The organism is Micromonospora xinjiangensis, assembly GCF_056150165.1.
This window is the reverse complement of the sequence record NZ_JAXCFO010000001.1, coordinates 1,334,990-1,348,376: the sequence shown is the minus strand read 5'-3', so window position 1 is coordinate 1,348,376 and position 13,387 is coordinate 1,334,990. Positions and strand designations below refer to the sequence as shown.

Here is a 13,387-nt window from a genome sequence, read left to right as displayed (position 1 = left end):
CCTGCTCAGGGCGGCCTCCGCGGGCCCTCCCCGACCGGCGTTGACGATCGGCCGCCGCGGCGGCCCGCCCCTGCCGGTGGTGAGAGTCGGTCGCCGGCGGCGGCGGTCCGGCGTCCCCGGCCGGCGGTGATCCGTGGTCGACCTCGTCGGGGTGTCGCGGGAGCCCCTTCCCTCGGTCCCCCGGCCACCGGGCGGAGTTCCGCCACGGCGCGCCCGGCGTTCCCCTGGGAAGGGGCTCTTTTCGCGTTCCGGGGCATATGCTGACGCCGGAGGTCCCCATGAGCCACTCCGTCGCCGGAGAGCCGCCCTCTGCCGGCCGTCGCGCCGCACCACTGACCACCGCCGCCTACTCCGCCACCGAGTGGCACCTGCTCACCGACCTGCCCGGGCGGGTCATCGTGGCCGCCACCGCGCCCGGCCCCGGCCGGCCCCGCCGGGGCACCGCCGAAGGCCTTGCCGGCCTGGAGGCGGTCGCGGCGGGACGCTCCTTCGACAGCGATCTGGTGCGCGCGGTGGTCACCGCGATCTACGCCCGCGACGACGGCCAGCCGCTGCCCGAGGACCGCGGTGGCGACCTGGTCGACCTGCTCGCCGCCTGCCGGGCGGCGGTACGGGTGCTCGACCGGCGAGCCGATCCGGCGGACTCGGCGGCGTACCGCCAGTGGGTGCAGTCGATCGCGGCACGGGTGTGCCGGGCCGTCCCGCCGGGCCGGACCCGGCCCCTGGTGGACTCACCCGCTCCCGCCGACCGCCGCTTCCTGGACCGCCTGGGTGACGCCCTGGGCCTCCGCTGACCCCGCCCACCCCGCCCCCGGCACCTCGCCCCCGCCCCGCCCGCGGCCGGCCCCGCCCCGGCGATCATGCAGATGTGGTGGTGGAGGAGAGCCGCTGACCGGGGCATCTCGGGTGCCACAAGTGCATGATCGACGAGGAGGGCGGCGGGGGCGGTGGTCCGGCGGGTCCGTACGCTCTGATGACCGTGACCGATGACCAGCTCGACGTCGGTGTGGGCCCCTGGGTGGGTGACCCGCCGGACGACCCGCGCTACGATCCCGAGCTGCTCGCCGCGGGTGACCGCCGCAACGTGGTCGACCGCTACCGCTACTGGCGACGGGAGGCGATCGTCGCAGACCTCGACCGGCGCCGGCACGACTTCCATGTGGCGATCGAGAACTGGCAGCACGACTTCAACATCGGCACGGTGGTCCGCAACGCCAACGCGTTCCTCGCCGCCGAGGTGCACATCGTGGGACGGCGGCGGTGGAACCGGCGCGGCGCGATGGTGACCGACCGCTACCAGCACGTCCGGCACCACGAGACGATCGAGGAGTTCGTGGCCTGGGCGGCGGCGCGGGATTTGCCGGTGGTCGGCATCGACAACCTGCCCGGGTCCCGACCGCTGGAGACCGCCACCCTGCCCCGGCGGTGCGTCCTCCTCTTCGGTCAGGAGGGGCCGGGCCTCTCCGAGCCGGCGCGGTTCGCCTGCGGCCAGGTCTTCTCGATCGCCCAGTACGGCTCCACCCGTTCGATCAACGCCGGCGTCGCCAGCGGCATCGCCATGCACGCGTGGATCCGTACGCACGCCGGCCCGCCGCCCGACTGAACCGGTCGGCGGGCCCGCCCGTCCCGGCGGACCCGCGCGACGAGCGGTCCCCCCGGACCCCGGTGGCGTGTCCTCGCCGCGCCCACGGACGGGTGACGGCACGGCGTGTCGCCCCTTCTCCCCACCCGGCGGGGATCTGGCCGCTCCGCTTGACGGCACCGCCCGGCGGGGTGACGGTGGGTTCATGAGTGTCACGGTGAGCTGTCCACGATGCGGTGGGTCGGTCCGGCCACCGGGCCTCATGGACTCCGAGTCGCGGTGCGTGCGGTGCGGGCCTGTCGCGCCGCTGCACGTGCCGGAGCACATTGGAGCCGAGATCGTGGCGAGCGTGGTGGAGCGGATCGTCGCCGACGCCGACCCGCCGGGGCGGCTCCCCGCGCCGCTGTGGTGCCCCTGGCCGCTGCCACCGGGTTGGACGATGACCGGGGTGGCGTACGCGGGTGACGACCGCACCGGCGTACGGGCCACCGCCGTCGCCTGCGCGGGCCCCGCTCCGCTCGGCGGCGGCCCGGCCGACCTCGTCTTCGTCGCCGAGGAGCCCGGCGTGGGGCTCGGCACCCGGTTCGCCGGCATGGCCGGGCCGGATCCCGGGCCGCAGCTCGCGGAGGCGTTGACCGATCCGGGCCCCGGCCATCCCGAGCACGTCGGCCAGGCGCGGATCAGGGTGGCCGGTCACCCCACTCCACTGTGGCTGGTGCACTCGCCGGAGGATCGAAGCGCGTACGCCGGCGAGGCTCGGGGATTGTGGCTCCATGCGATAGCCTGGCCGGCGAGCGCGGGGCATCTGCTCGCGGAGGACGTGGCGCTGCACGACCTCACCGAGTGGACTCCACCCGAACTCGTGTACGGCGCACCGTCTCCGTACCTGCACGGGAAGGCTTGACAGCCCGACCGGAATGACGGAGAACGGACGCAGATATTCACTGTACGACACCGCACTGATACTCTGGGTGCCGCTGCGGTAATGGGACCCGGCGCCGCGCGAGAGGATGGCCCGCCATGGTCAAGAAGGTCCTCACCTGGGCCGGTATCGCATTCTTGATCTTCTTTGTCGCCTACCGGCCGAACTCCGCCGCGGACGTGTTCAAGTCCCTCGGCGGCGGGATCATGGACATCGCCCAGGGCTTCGGCGACTTCTTCACCAGCCTGGTGGCCTGATCGCCGATGGGTAGCCCCTCCGGTCCGCCCTTCGACCCCGACGACCCCGACCGGGAACGTCGGGAACGCGACACGGAGCCGATCCCCCGAGTGCCCCCGGACGAGGGGCCGGGCTACGGCTCCGGTCCCGGGCTCTCCGACGGTCCCTCCCTTTCGGACGACGCCGGCTACGGCGACGGTCCCGGCTACGCCGGTGAGGGCCGCTCCGGGCGTGCCTGGATCCGCGACCCGGAGGGCGGCTACCAGCCCCCGGTGATCTCGGAGGACGAGCTGGCCGGGCTGCGTGCCGACGCGGCCGGCAACACCCCCCGGCGGGTGCTCCCGCTGGAGGACGAGCCCAGCTCGCTGGTCGCCCGCTACCTCTTCCCGACCGAGCGCTACCGCGGCGAGTGGAAGCGGCACTGGATCCACCTCGCCACCCCGATCCTCGTCGGGATCGCGGCCACGTTCGTGCTCGGCTACCTCTCCGGCTTCCTCGCCGGGCAGGACGTCGGCGCGCTCACCACGGTCGCGGTGCTGCTCTGGTTCGCGGTGATGGGTTGGGTGGCCTGGCGGGTCGCCGACTGGTGGTACGACCGCTTCATCCTCACCAACAAGCGGGTGATGGTGGTCAACGGCATCATCACCCGCCGGGTGGCCATGATGCCGCTCGTCCGTGTCACCGACATGAAGTACGAGCAGACCCCCACCGGCCGCGCCCTCAACTACGGCACCTTCGTCCTGGAGTCCGCCGGTCAGGAGCAGGCGCTCCGGGAGATCAAGAACCTGCCCAACCCCAACGAGCTCTACCTGCGTGTGGTCGAGGAGATGTACGAGCCGCAGGCGGTCGAGGCCCGGCTGGGCAAGGAGGCGGACGAGGCCAAGGCGGACGACGGGGCCTGACGTCTTCGCCCGAACATAGGACGAACTGCACACCTTTGGACCTCGACCTGGGCGTTCCCGCCGTGTCAGCCTTGACCGCCCGGGTGTGGAGGTGCGCAGTGGCAGACAGGGATCAGCTGGAGGAGGAGTTCCGCGAGTTCGTCGCGGCTCGCTCCGCAGCCCTGCTGCGCACCGCGTACCTGCTGGCCGGCGACTGGGCCACCGCCGAGGACCTGCTCCAGACCGCGTTGACCAAGACGTACCTCGCACTGCGCCGGCTCGGCGGGATCGAGGCGATCGAGCCGTACGCCCGACGCGTCCTGATCAACACCTCGACCAGCTGGTGGCGGCGGCGTTGGCACGGCGAGCGCCCCACCGAGGTCCTCCCGGAGCGACCCGGCGTCGACGAGATCGAGCAGCAGCTCGACCGGGACCTGCTCTGGCGGCACCTGAACGCCCTCCCCGCCCGGCAGCGGGCGGTCCTCGTGCTGCGCTTCTACGAGGACCTGTCCGAGGCGCAGACGGCCGCGTTGCTCGGTATCTCGGCGGGCACGGTGAAGAGCCAGACCAACCGGGCCCTGACCACGCTGCGCCGCCGGATGGGCGCCGACGCCGCGCTCGACCTGACGGCGGATCCGGCGCAGCCGGGCGGAGCGGTTCGGGCCGCGCGCCCGTCCCGCCCCCGGCCGGTCGAGCCGCGCGTCGACCCGGGTGTGCCGGCGCAGAGGTCCGCGCAGCCCACCGACGGCCGGTCCGGCGCGTCGCCGGAGCCCGTCAACGCGCCGCTCGCCGCGGCGGTGTCCGACGACGTACCGACGGGCCTGCCGACCGCCGCGACGCGTCGCTTCCCGGCGCCGCCGGACGGCGCCACCCCGGCCCCCGTCGTCGTCGCCCTCTCCGGTGCGCCGACGGCGGCCACCTCCGGGGAACAGTCATGACCCCGCGCGGGAGTGACAACCGTTCCGGCACCCCGACGCGTCCATTCCACGTGACGCAGGACGAGCTGGAACGGGCGGTCCGGGAGACGTTCGCCCAGCAGGTCGCCGCGCCCCGACCACACGCCGTGGACCCGGCCGGCGCGGCGATCCGGCGCGCCCGGCGGATCCAGCGGCGGCGCGCCGTGACCGGGCTCGCGCTGGCCGCCGTGGCGACCGTGGGGGTCAGCGCCGGGGTGGCGCAAGTGGGCGACGCGACGGGCGGGAGCAAGCCCCCCACCATCGTGCTCGGCGACCCGTCCCAGCAGGCCCGACCCGAGCCGCTGCCCTCGACCTCGGCCGGCCCGGGCGGTCCGCCCGTCGGCGCGGCGGCCGACCTCCTTGTCGGGAACGAGATCGTCAGCGCCGACGGTGAGCGGGTGCGGCTGACCGGCATCGGCCCGGCGGAGCGGGTCCAGCGGCTGCCGGAGAACGCCGGGTGGCTGGTCACCGGCGCCTCCGCGACCGCCGGGCGGTCGCTCTGGGCGGTGCCGCGTGAGGGCACCCCACAGGTGTTGCTCGCCGGTGCCGACGCCATCGCGATCTCGCCGGACGCCCGCCAGGTGGCCTGGCGCGACGGCGACGGACTGGCCACCGCCGGGGTCGTCGCCAACCAGTTGATCGCGCCGGTCCGTACGCCCGCTCCGGCCCCCGCGGTGCCCGTCGGCTTCGTCGGGAACGCCGTGCTGGTCCGGCTGGACCCGGAACGGCCCGGTCACACGCTCTGGAGTCCGGCCGGCGCGGCTCTCGATGCCGGCCGGGACCGGGAGACGCTGAACATCTACGGCGCGCTGCCCGACGGTCGACTCGTCGGCCAGGTGCCCGACAAGACCTCCGAGAATCCGTGCCTGGCCCTGCTCAACCCGGGCGACTCGCTGGCCCCGGTGCAGACCGCGTGCGGCCCGGCGTTCAGCGAGGACGGGCTGGGCGCGGTCTCGCCGGACGGGCGTTGGCTGTTGCTCAACGGCCGGACCACCGGCTCGACCGGCTCGCTGCTCGTCGACCTGACCCGGATCGGCAGCGTCCGACCATCCGGGTCCGACGGGCAGCTGACGGCCCGCCGCGCCGGCCCTCCCCTGACCGGAGGGGTCGCCTGGACGTCGGCCGAGGGGGCGACGTACGTCGACGACTCCGGCCGGCTGGTGGAGCTGCGGACCGACCGGGTGCAGGCCGGTGAGGCGGGCACCGTGAGGTCGGTCACCGGCGCCGACGCGGCGAACCCCCCGGTGGTGGTGACCGGCTCCTGACCCGGGCCTCGTCCGGGTGCCGGACCGGCACCCTCGGCGGCGGGGCGCCCGTGCCCGGTCAGCCGGGCGGCGCGAGCGGGGGGCGGCTCCTCCGGCACGCGGGCGGCGGGTCCGGCCGGTGGCGGGGGAGGCCGGCGGGGCCGGTAGCGTCGGGCGGTGACCTCCCGTACCGGGCCGGTGCAGCGGATCGACCTGCACGCCCACTCCACGGCCAGCGACGGCACGCTGAGCCCCGCCGAGCTGGTCCGGGCTGCCGCCGACGCCGGGCTGGACGTGGTGGCGATCACCGACCACGACACCACGGCCGGCTGGGCGGCCGCGGTGGCCGCACTGCCGTCCGGACTGCGCCTGGTGCGGGGCGCCGAAATCTCCTGCCGCTGGTTCGGCGCGGATCCGCCGGTCCCGCTGCACCTGCTCGCGTACCTCTTCGACCCGGAGCATTCGGAGCTGGTGGCCGAGCTGGCGCGGGTGCGGGCGGCGCGGGAGGAGCGCGGCGAGCGGATCGTCGGCCTGCTGCGCGCCGACGGGATCGACATCAGCTGGGCGGAGATCCTCACCGCCGCGGGTGGCGGCACGGTCGGTCGGCCGCACATCGCCCAGGCGCTGATCCGGGCCGGTCTCGTCGGCACCACCAGCGAGGCGTTCGGGCCGGACTGGCTGGGCGAGCGCTACCGGCTACCGAAGGAGGACATCGAGGTCTTCCACGCGGTCCGGCTGGTCCGGGCCGCCGGGGGCGTCCCGGTCTTCGCGCACCCGCGGGCCACCCGTCGCGGCCGGGTCGTGCCGGACGAGCTGATAGCCGAGCTGGCCGCCGCCGGGCTCGCCGGCCTGGAGGCCGACCACGAGGACCACTCGCCGGCCGAGCGGGCGCACGTCCGCCGCCTCGCCGCCGAGCTGGGCCTGCTGGTGACCGGCTCGTCCGACTTCCACGGCACGCACAAGACCGTCCGGCTCGGCGCGTTCACCACCGACCCCGAGGCGTACGAGAGGATCGTCGCCGGTGCCGGCGGCGTGACCGGGATCGCTTCCGGCTGATCCGCGTTTCGGCTCCGGAGAGCGCGGCTAGGTTGATCGCGTGGATCTGAAGCTTCTCGGCGAGGTCTTCGTGACCCTGCTGGTGATCACCGACCCACCGGGCATGATGCCGATCTTCCTCGCCCTGACCGGCCCGTTGCCGGCGAAGGACCGCAACCGTGCGGCCTGGCAGGCGGTCGCGCTGGCGCTCGGTGTGATCGTGGTCTTCGCGGTGGCCGGGCAGACGCTCCTGGACTACCTGCACGTCGACCTGCCGGCCCTCCAAGCGGCCGGCGGCCTGCTCCTCGTGCTCGTCGCCTTGGAGCTGCTGACGGGCAAGGGCGACGAACCGAGCGGCCAGTCCACGTCGAACATCGCGCTGGTGCCGCTGGGCACACCGCTGCTGGCCGGTCCCGGTGCGATCGTGGCCACCATGCTCTTCGTCCAGCAGGCCGAGGGGCTGGGCGACTACAGCGCCATCGCCGCCGGGATCATCGCCGTGATGATCGCGGTCTGGATCGTCCTGCGCTTCTCCGGTGGGATCGTCAAGATCCTGCGGCCGGGTGGGATCGAGGTGCTCACCCGGATCGCCGGCCTGCTGCTGGCCGCGATCGCCGTGCAGCTCATCGCGGACGCGGTGGCCGCGTTCGTCAGGCACTACATCGCCACGGCCTGAGCGGCGGCGCCGCTGTCGTACCGGGATGGCAGGATCCCAGGCGTGCGACGACCCTCCCCAGCCGGACGACCCTCCGCCGGTGGCCGAGCCCCCCGCCCCCGCGAGGGGCAGGCCGAGCAGCTCGGCTTCGAGGGCATGCCGGAGCGGCTCTTCGTCTGCACCCCGAGCAAGCTCGGCACCTATGCCGACTGCCCCCGTCGCTACCGCTACTCCTACCTCGACCGTCCGTCCCCGCCGAAGGGGCCGCCGTGGGCGCACAACTCCCTCGGCGCCAGCGTGCACACCGCCCTGCGCAACTGGTACGCCTTGCCGCCCGACCGCCGTCGGCCAGAGGCGCTGGCCGGGCTGCTGCGCGGCACCTGGGTGCGAGAGGGCTACCGCGACGAGGAGCAGGAGCGGGCCGCCTACCGACGAGCGCTGGGCTGGCTGGAGGCGTACGTCGATACGTTGGAGCCGGATGCCGACCCGCTCGGCGTGGAGCGGGTGGTCGCGGTGAAGACGGCGGTGCTCGCCTTCAACGGGCGAGCCGACCGCATCGACTCCCGCCCCGGCCCGGAAGGCCCGGAGCTGGTCATCGTCGACTACAAGACCGGGCGCACGGGGCTCGACGCCGACGACGCCCGAGGCTCGCAGGCGCTGGCGCTCTACGCGTACGCGGCCGAGCGGACATTCCGCCGGCCGTGCCGGCGGGTGGAGCTGCACCACCTGCCGACGGGCACGGTCGCCGGGCACGAGCACACCGTCGAGTCGCTGGCCCGGCAGGTGAGCCGGGCGGAGGAGACCGCCCGCGACATCATGGCCGCCGAACGGGCGGTCGCCGAGGGCGCCGATCCGGACGCCGCCTTCCCCACCACCCCGAGCCCCCGGTGCGGCTGGTGCGACTACCGGCGCGTCTGCCCGGCCGGCGCGCAGACGCCGGGTAAGGAGCCGTGGGCGGCGGTCGAGCGCCCCGCCGAGGGGGCCCCGGCCGGGGAGTGATGCCGTCCCGCCGCATCGCCCGGCCGACCGGCGACGTGGTCAGGCGTGCGCGGCGGCGACGCGGGCGGCGCGCTCCTTCGCGGCCTGCAGCAACGGGCCCTCCCGCCAGCGTTGCGGCAGCGCGGCGAGCGCGAGCCGGAGCCCCCGGACGCTCAGGTCGGCCGACAGGGCCGTGGTCGGCAGGCCGAGGCCGCCGTACATCCGGCGGGCCCAGGGTGGCAGCAGGGCGAGGGCGGTGCCGGCGATGCCCAGGTACGCCCACCGCGGCGGGCCCAGCGTGAGCCCGAGCCGCAGGGGCAGGCTCACCTTCCACGGCAGCGGCGGTGCGGTCAGGAAGAGGGCCGTCTCCGCGGCCTCCCGGGTCATCCGCAGCTCCGGCCGGACGCCGCGGTAGTACTCCGCCACCTCGGCGGCGGTGCCGGGGACGGTGGCCGGGTCCAGCCCGACCAGCGCGGCGGCCCGCCGCTGCTCGGTGTAGTAGCCGTCCACCTCGGCGGGCGTCAGCGGCAGGCCGGCCCGGCGTGCCGTGTCGAGGAACGACTCGACCTCGGCCACGTGCACCCAGCGCAGCAGGTCGGGCTCGTCGACGCGGAACCGCTCGCCGGTGGCCGGGTCGACCGCGGACATCCGGGCGTGCAGCCGGCGCAACCGCCGCCCCGCCTCCTCGGCCTCGGCCGTGGTGCCGTAGACGGTGGTGGCGACGTAGGTGGCGGTGCGCACGAGGCGCCCCCAGGAATCGGTGCGGTAGTTGCTGTTCTGGGCCACGCCGGCCATCGCTCTCGGATGCAGCGCCTGGAGGTAGAGGGAGCGGAGGCCGGCGACGATCAGGATCGGCTCCGCGTGCACCTTCCAGGTGACCGAACCGGGACCGAAGAGGCCGAGGTCATCGGAGTCCACTGACCCAGGGTGCCACGACGCGGCCGTGGGCGGGTCACTCGTCGATGCCGCGCCGGGCCTGACAGCTCGGGCAGAGCCCCCAGAAGGTCACTTCCGCCTCGTCGACCTGGAAGCCGTGGGCCATGTCCGCGTCCAGGCAGGGGGCGGCGCCGACGGCGCAGTCGACGTCGGCGACCTCGCCGCAGCCCCGGCAGACCACGTGGTGGTGGTTGTCGCCGACCCGGGCCTCGTAGCGAGCCGGGCTGCCGGCCGGCTCGATGCGGCGCGACAGGCCGGCCCGGGACAGGGCGCCGAGGACGTCGTACACCGCCTGCGTCGAGACCGAGTCGAGGCGTTCCCGCACGCGGCGGGTGATCTCCTCGACCTCGAGGTGGCCGCCGGCGGCGAGCACGTCCAGCACGGCGAGGCGGGGCCGGGTGACCCGCAGGCCCTTCGACCGGAGCAACTCCTCAGCACTGGACATCTGCCAATGACAGCACGGGTCACGGGGGTCGACAACCGGGTGGTGGCCGCGGACACAGCGCGGAAAGGGGTCCGCGGCGGGTGAACCGGTTTCGGACCCGGTGCGTGTAGCCGATCGAGAACCCTGCGCGCGACGGGTCTGCACGTAGGCTGGCAACCCGCGACGGTGATCTTCCGGAGGTGCCGATGTTCGAGCGGATTATGGGTCTGCCGGTCCACGTCCTGGTGGTGCACGCGGTCGTCGTGTTCGTGCCGCTGCTGGCGCTGCTCGCGGTGGCCTATGTGGCGCTGCCGAGGTGGCGTGGTCGGCTGGACTGGGCGGTGGGGATCCTCGCCGTGATCGCGCCGGTCACCACGTTCGTCGCGGTCCAGTCGGGGGAGGCCTTCACCGACGCGCTCGTGGCCCGCGGTTTCCAGGGGCCGGTCCTCGACCAGATCTTCGACCACTCCCGCTACGGGGACATCCTGTTCCGGATCGTCGTCCCGCTCGGCGTCGTGGTCCTCCTGCTGCTGGCGGCGACGAGCGGCCACCGCCGGGTCGCGAACCTGCCGCGACTGGTCACCCCGGTGCTGTCCGTGGCGGTGTTCGGTCTGGCGGTCGCCGCGCTGGTCTACGTCTACCTGACCGGTCACTCCGGTGCCGAGACGGTGTGGGGCAACACGTTCTGACGCCCGGCCGACGGACGGCTCAGAAGAGGACCCGCGAGCAGAGCAGGCACACGAGGACCAGCAGCACCACCCCGGCCACCGCGCCGACGGAGTAGGTGAGGCGCTGGGCCCGTTGTTCGGCCGCGTCGAGGCCGGCCATGTCCTGTGCGGGCAGGGTGCGTGGCGGGGCCGGCTCCACGTGCAGGGGCGGACGCCAGCCGGCCGGCGGCGGCGTGCTCCTCGGCGGCCCGGTGTATCCGCCGGCTGCCGCGCCGCCAGCTGCCGCGCCGGGCCCGGCCTGCGGCGGTGCCGACTGCTCCGGCGGCCCGTCGCCGCCCGCCGGAGGCCGCCGCCAGTAGTCGTCGGGGGAGCTTCCGCCGGTGGGGGTCGTCACGCCGTCCGACGCTACCAACGCGGTCGTCCGCCCGCCCGGACGACGCGGCCGAGCGCCCGGGCCGGTGAGGCGCGGTCGTTGGCCGGTAGGGCGGCCGGAGTGTCTGGGTGGGGGTGTGGCGCCCTTCGGGGCTGATGCGAGTCAGCGGGCGGCGGCGTGCCGCGCGCCGGGCGTGTCCGGCCGACCGGCTCGGCCGCGCCGCTGCGCTACCCTTACGGCTCGTGAGCACCGAGGACCCGGGTTTCCGCCGCGACGACGACCGCACCGTCGAGCTGAGCGACGAGTTCGTGGTGCTGCCCGAGCAGACGAGCGACGACACCGACCACGGCTGGGGCGAGCGGGCCGCCGGCAACGACGACTGGCTGCTCGCCGAGCGCCCCCCGCACTGGGACTGACCCGGCGCGGGCGAGGAGACGCTGCGGCTCGTCGCCCGCCGACCCGAGCCTGACGGCGGGCTCTCCGTGAGCGCGGGCGGCGAGTTGCCGCACGTCTCACCCCCGTACGACGACCGCGAACCGGCTGCCCTCCGGCTGGCCGACGGTGCGCTGGGCCTGCTCGGCGCTGAGCGCCAGGTAGAGCGAGGCCGAGCCGTCGGTCTCGCCGACGCCCATCACGTCGAGCACGAGGGCGCGGCCCGCCAGCAGGGTCGCCTCACCGGGGCGACCGCCGGCCGGCGCCGAGAGCAGGTCGACCCGGGCGCCGGGGCGTACGACCGCGAGGGCCGCCGGCTCGGCCAGCCGGACCGGCACGCCGACGCTGCCGGTGGGCAGCGGCAGCGGGCCCTCGCCCCGGCGTACGCCCTCGGGCTCCGCCGCCGCCCCCGGCCGGGTGGCTGATCCCTCCGCCGACCGGGGCGTCACCGGGGCCGGGGTCGGGCCGGAGCCTGCGCTCGGCGGCGCCTGGGCGACCGGCGGCGGGCAGCCGGCGGGGGCGTGCAGCAGGGCCGCGGCCAGGCCCAGGAGCGCGGCGACCAGGGCGGTGCGCAGCAGCGTGGTGCGGCGCGGCAGGCGCGGCCGGCGTACGGGGCGCAGTGGATCCGCCGTGCCCGCCATCGTGCCTCCCGTCGCCGGTCGGGCGCCCGCGCGGCGCCCCCTTGGCGAGCAGGCTAGGGGCCGCCGGGGCCGCGGACGGTGCCCCGGGAGGCGACCTGTGGACAACCGGGCGGCCTGTGGACAACGCCCGTGTCGAGGCCGGATCTGCTAGCCGCACGACCCGGCGGGCCGGGGGAAGAGACGGCGACCCGGGTCACCGTGCTGGTGACCCGGGTCGGGTGTTCGGGGTGCGGCGTGCGCGTCAGGAGGTGGTGCCGGCGCTGCTGGCCGCCGGGGCCTTGGCCGACGACGAGCCGCCACCGGACGACGAGCCGCTGGAGGACGAGCCGCTGGACGACGAGCTGCCCGACGAACCGTTCGACGAGGAGCCGTTCGACGTGGTCGAGCCGGCGGAGTCGGCCTTGGCCGGCTTGCTGGAGGCGTCGGAGCCGGACGAGCGCGAGTCGGTGCGGTAGAAGCCCGAGCCCTTGAACACGATGCCGACCGAGTTGAAGACCTTGCGCAGCCGGCCCGCGCACTCCGGGCACTCGGTCAGCGGCGCGTCAGAGAAGGACTGCACCGCCTCGAGCTGGTGGCCGCACGCGGTGCAGGCGTACTGGTACGTGGGCACGTTCTCCTCCGGATGGCATTCGGCCGGTTGGCACTCGACGTCTTCGAGTGCCAATGTTGCGTCATCCGCCCCGGGTTCGTCCAGCGGAAGTGTGGGGCGCGACACCCGGCGGCGTGACCCCGCCGTCGGGTAGGGCGGGGTCAAGCGTACGCAGGCCGTCGGCGGGTGTGACCACCGCGCGGACCGGCCGGTCGTGCGGCTCGGCGGGCACGGCGGGGACCAGCTCGCCGTCGTGCAGCGGCACCACGGTCAGGGTCGCCGCCGGCACCCGGGCCAGCGCCCGGTCGTAGGAGCCGCCGCCGCGCCCCAGGCGCAGCCCGCGCCGGTCGACCGCGACGGCCGGCAGCACCACCAGCCCGGCGCCGGCGACGGCGTCCACCCCGAGCCGGGGGCCGGTGGGCTCGCGCATCCCCCGACCGGCGGCGGCGAGGGAGTCCGGCCCGGCGTAGGCGGCCCAGTCCAGGTCGAGGTCGGGGAGGAGCACCGGCAGCAGCAGCTCGCCGCCGGTCGGCAGCGCGTCGCGCAGCACCTCCGGAAGCTCCGGCCCGCCCGGCTCGGTGCCCACCGGGACGTACGCCGTCACGCGGGCCGGGCGGAGCCGGCGCACGAGCGCGACCAGCTCGGCCTGGACGCGGGCGGCGGCCCGGGCCCGGTCCTCGGCGGTCAGTTCCCGGCGGCGGGCGAGCAGGGCGACCCGCATCTTGCGTTTCGCCACATGGGTCACTTCCGCTCCATCAGAAAAATCCGGCACGCAACACTCCTGACGCAACGCCTCCCACACGGTTGCTCTGTGTCAGCATCGCAACAACGGAG

18 protein-coding genes are annotated in these 13,387 nt (G+C 75.2%); 12 read left to right on the top strand and 6 right to left on the bottom strand.

Going from position 1 to position 13,387, the window contains the following annotated elements:
- Positions 1-257: 257 nt before the first annotated feature.
- The 10 genes from SM573_RS06445 (at position 258) to SM573_RS06400 (ending at position 8,511) form a co-directional block, all read left to right on the top strand.
- Positions 258-794: a hypothetical protein gene (locus SM573_RS06445; protein WP_474611575.1), complete on the top strand. Its 537-nt coding sequence runs from the start codon at positions 258-260 to the stop codon at positions 792-794.
- Positions 795-973: 179 nt separating this feature from the next.
- The gene (locus SM573_RS06440) at positions 974-1,603 is read left to right on the top strand and encodes a TrmH family RNA methyltransferase (protein WP_474611576.1); all 630 of its coding nucleotides are present in this window, start codon (positions 974-976) and stop codon (positions 1,601-1,603) included.
- A gap of 184 nt (positions 1,604-1,787) precedes the next feature.
- Entirely contained in the window at positions 1,788-2,486 is a 699-nt protein-coding gene (locus SM573_RS06435) for a DUF6758 family protein (RefSeq protein WP_474611577.1), read from the top strand.
- 116 nt (positions 2,487-2,602) lie between these two features.
- Entirely contained in the window at positions 2,603-2,761 is a 159-nt protein-coding gene (locus SM573_RS06430) for a hypothetical protein (RefSeq protein WP_007455302.1), read from the top strand.
- A gap of 6 nt (positions 2,762-2,767) precedes the next feature.
- Positions 2,768-3,643: a PH domain-containing protein gene (locus SM573_RS06425; RefSeq protein WP_474611578.1), complete on the top strand. Its 876-nt coding sequence runs from the start codon at positions 2,768-2,770 to the stop codon at positions 3,641-3,643.
- 98 nt (positions 3,644-3,741) lie between these two features.
- Positions 3,742-4,560, top strand: a complete 819-nt coding sequence (locus tag SM573_RS06420) for a SigE family RNA polymerase sigma factor (RefSeq protein WP_474615676.1) — start codon at positions 3,742-3,744, stop codon at positions 4,558-4,560.
- Between the two features lie 50 nt (positions 4,561-4,610).
- Positions 4,611-5,843 carry a hypothetical protein gene (locus SM573_RS06415; RefSeq protein WP_474615675.1) on the top strand — a complete coding sequence of 411 codons (1,233 nt, stop codon included), beginning with the start codon at positions 4,611-4,613 and terminating at the stop codon, positions 5,841-5,843.
- Between the two features lie 156 nt (positions 5,844-5,999).
- Entirely contained in the window at positions 6,000-6,878 is an 879-nt protein-coding gene (locus SM573_RS06410) for a PHP domain-containing protein (protein WP_474615674.1), read from the top strand.
- A 40-nt stretch (positions 6,879-6,918) separates the two neighbouring features.
- A complete protein-coding gene (locus tag SM573_RS06405; RefSeq protein ID WP_474615673.1) occupies positions 6,919-7,533 on the top strand; it encodes a MarC family protein in 615 nt (204 codons plus the stop codon).
- Between the two features lie 135 nt (positions 7,534-7,668).
- Positions 7,669-8,511, top strand: a complete 843-nt coding sequence (locus SM573_RS06400) for a RecB family exonuclease (protein WP_474612043.1) — start codon at positions 7,669-7,671, stop codon at positions 8,509-8,511.
- 39 nt (positions 8,512-8,550) lie between these two features.
- Here the strand turns inward: SM573_RS06400 and SM573_RS06395 are convergent, their stop codons facing one another.
- Together SM573_RS06395 and SM573_RS06390 are read right to left on the bottom strand one after the other, a co-directional pair.
- The gene (locus tag SM573_RS06395) at positions 8,551-9,408 is read right to left on the bottom strand and encodes an oxygenase MpaB family protein (protein ID WP_474615672.1); all 858 of its coding nucleotides are present in this window, start codon (positions 9,406-9,408) and stop codon (positions 8,551-8,553) included.
- 34 nt (positions 9,409-9,442) lie between these two features.
- A complete protein-coding gene (locus tag SM573_RS06390) occupies positions 9,443-9,871 on the bottom strand; it encodes a Fur family transcriptional regulator (RefSeq protein WP_474611584.1) in 429 nt (142 codons plus the stop codon).
- Positions 9,872-10,056: 185 nt separating this feature from the next.
- On the opposite strand from SM573_RS06390, the gene SM573_RS06385 reads away from it, so the two are divergent.
- On the top strand, positions 10,057-10,539 hold the full coding sequence (locus SM573_RS06385) for a DUF2231 domain-containing protein (protein ID WP_474615671.1): 483 nt from the start codon (positions 10,057-10,059) through the stop codon (positions 10,537-10,539).
- A gap of 19 nt (positions 10,540-10,558) precedes the next feature.
- On the opposite strand, the gene SM573_RS06380 is transcribed toward SM573_RS06385, so the two are convergent.
- The gene (locus tag SM573_RS06380; RefSeq protein ID WP_474615670.1) at positions 10,559-10,912 is read right to left on the bottom strand and encodes a hypothetical protein; all 354 of its coding nucleotides are present in this window, start codon (positions 10,910-10,912) and stop codon (positions 10,559-10,561) included.
- A gap of 221 nt (positions 10,913-11,133) precedes the next feature.
- On the opposite strand from SM573_RS06380, the gene SM573_RS06375 reads away from it, so the two are divergent.
- On the top strand, positions 11,134-11,307 hold the full coding sequence (locus SM573_RS06375) for a hypothetical protein (RefSeq protein WP_474611587.1): 174 nt from the start codon (positions 11,134-11,136) through the stop codon (positions 11,305-11,307).
- 96 nt (positions 11,308-11,403) lie between these two features.
- Here the strand turns inward: SM573_RS06375 and SM573_RS06370 are convergent, their stop codons facing one another.
- The 3 genes from SM573_RS06370 to SM573_RS06360 form a co-directional block, all read right to left on the bottom strand.
- Positions 11,404-11,964 (bottom strand): flagellar biosynthesis protein FlgA, encoded by a 561-nt coding sequence (locus SM573_RS06370; RefSeq protein ID WP_474611588.1) that lies wholly within the window; start codon positions 11,962-11,964, stop codon positions 11,404-11,406.
- Positions 11,965-12,205: 241 nt separating this feature from the next.
- Complete coding sequence (locus SM573_RS06365; protein WP_474615669.1) at positions 12,206-12,628, bottom strand: FmdB family zinc ribbon protein; 423 nt, start codon at positions 12,626-12,628, stop codon at positions 12,206-12,208.
- A 7-nt stretch (positions 12,629-12,635) separates the two neighbouring features.
- Positions 12,636-13,325, bottom strand: a complete 690-nt coding sequence (locus SM573_RS06360) for a 5-formyltetrahydrofolate cyclo-ligase (RefSeq protein WP_474611590.1) — start codon at positions 13,323-13,325, stop codon at positions 12,636-12,638.
- Positions 13,326-13,387 lie beyond the last annotated feature (62 nt).

Bases quoted from the DNA above. Each gene is read 5' to 3' on its own strand.
- SM573_RS06445 (WP_474611575.1), top strand. From the start codon at position 258: ATGCTGACGCCGGAGGTCCCCATGAGCCACTCCGTCGCCGGAGAGCCG.
- SM573_RS06440 (WP_474611576.1), top strand. From the start codon at position 974: ATGACCGTGACCGATGACCAGCTCGACGTCGGTGTGGGCCCCTGGGTG.
- SM573_RS06435 (WP_474611577.1), top strand. From the start codon at position 1,788: ATGAGTGTCACGGTGAGCTGTCCACGATGCGGTGGGTCGGTCCGGCCA.
- SM573_RS06430 (WP_007455302.1), top strand. From the start codon at position 2,603: ATGGTCAAGAAGGTCCTCACCTGGGCCGGTATCGCATTCTTGATCTTC.
- SM573_RS06425 (WP_474611578.1), top strand. From the start codon at position 2,768: ATGGGTAGCCCCTCCGGTCCGCCCTTCGACCCCGACGACCCCGACCGG.
- SM573_RS06400 (WP_474612043.1), top strand. From the start codon at position 7,669: ATGCCGGAGCGGCTCTTCGTCTGCACCCCGAGCAAGCTCGGCACCTAT.
- SM573_RS06390 (WP_474611584.1), bottom strand. From the start codon at position 9,871: ATGTCCAGTGCTGAGGAGTTGCTCCGGTCGAAGGGCCTGCGGGTCACC.
- SM573_RS06385 (WP_474615671.1), top strand. From the start codon at position 10,057: ATGTTCGAGCGGATTATGGGTCTGCCGGTCCACGTCCTGGTGGTGCAC.
- SM573_RS06370 (WP_474611588.1), bottom strand. From the start codon at position 11,964: ATGGCGGGCACGGCGGATCCACTGCGCCCCGTACGCCGGCCGCGCCTG.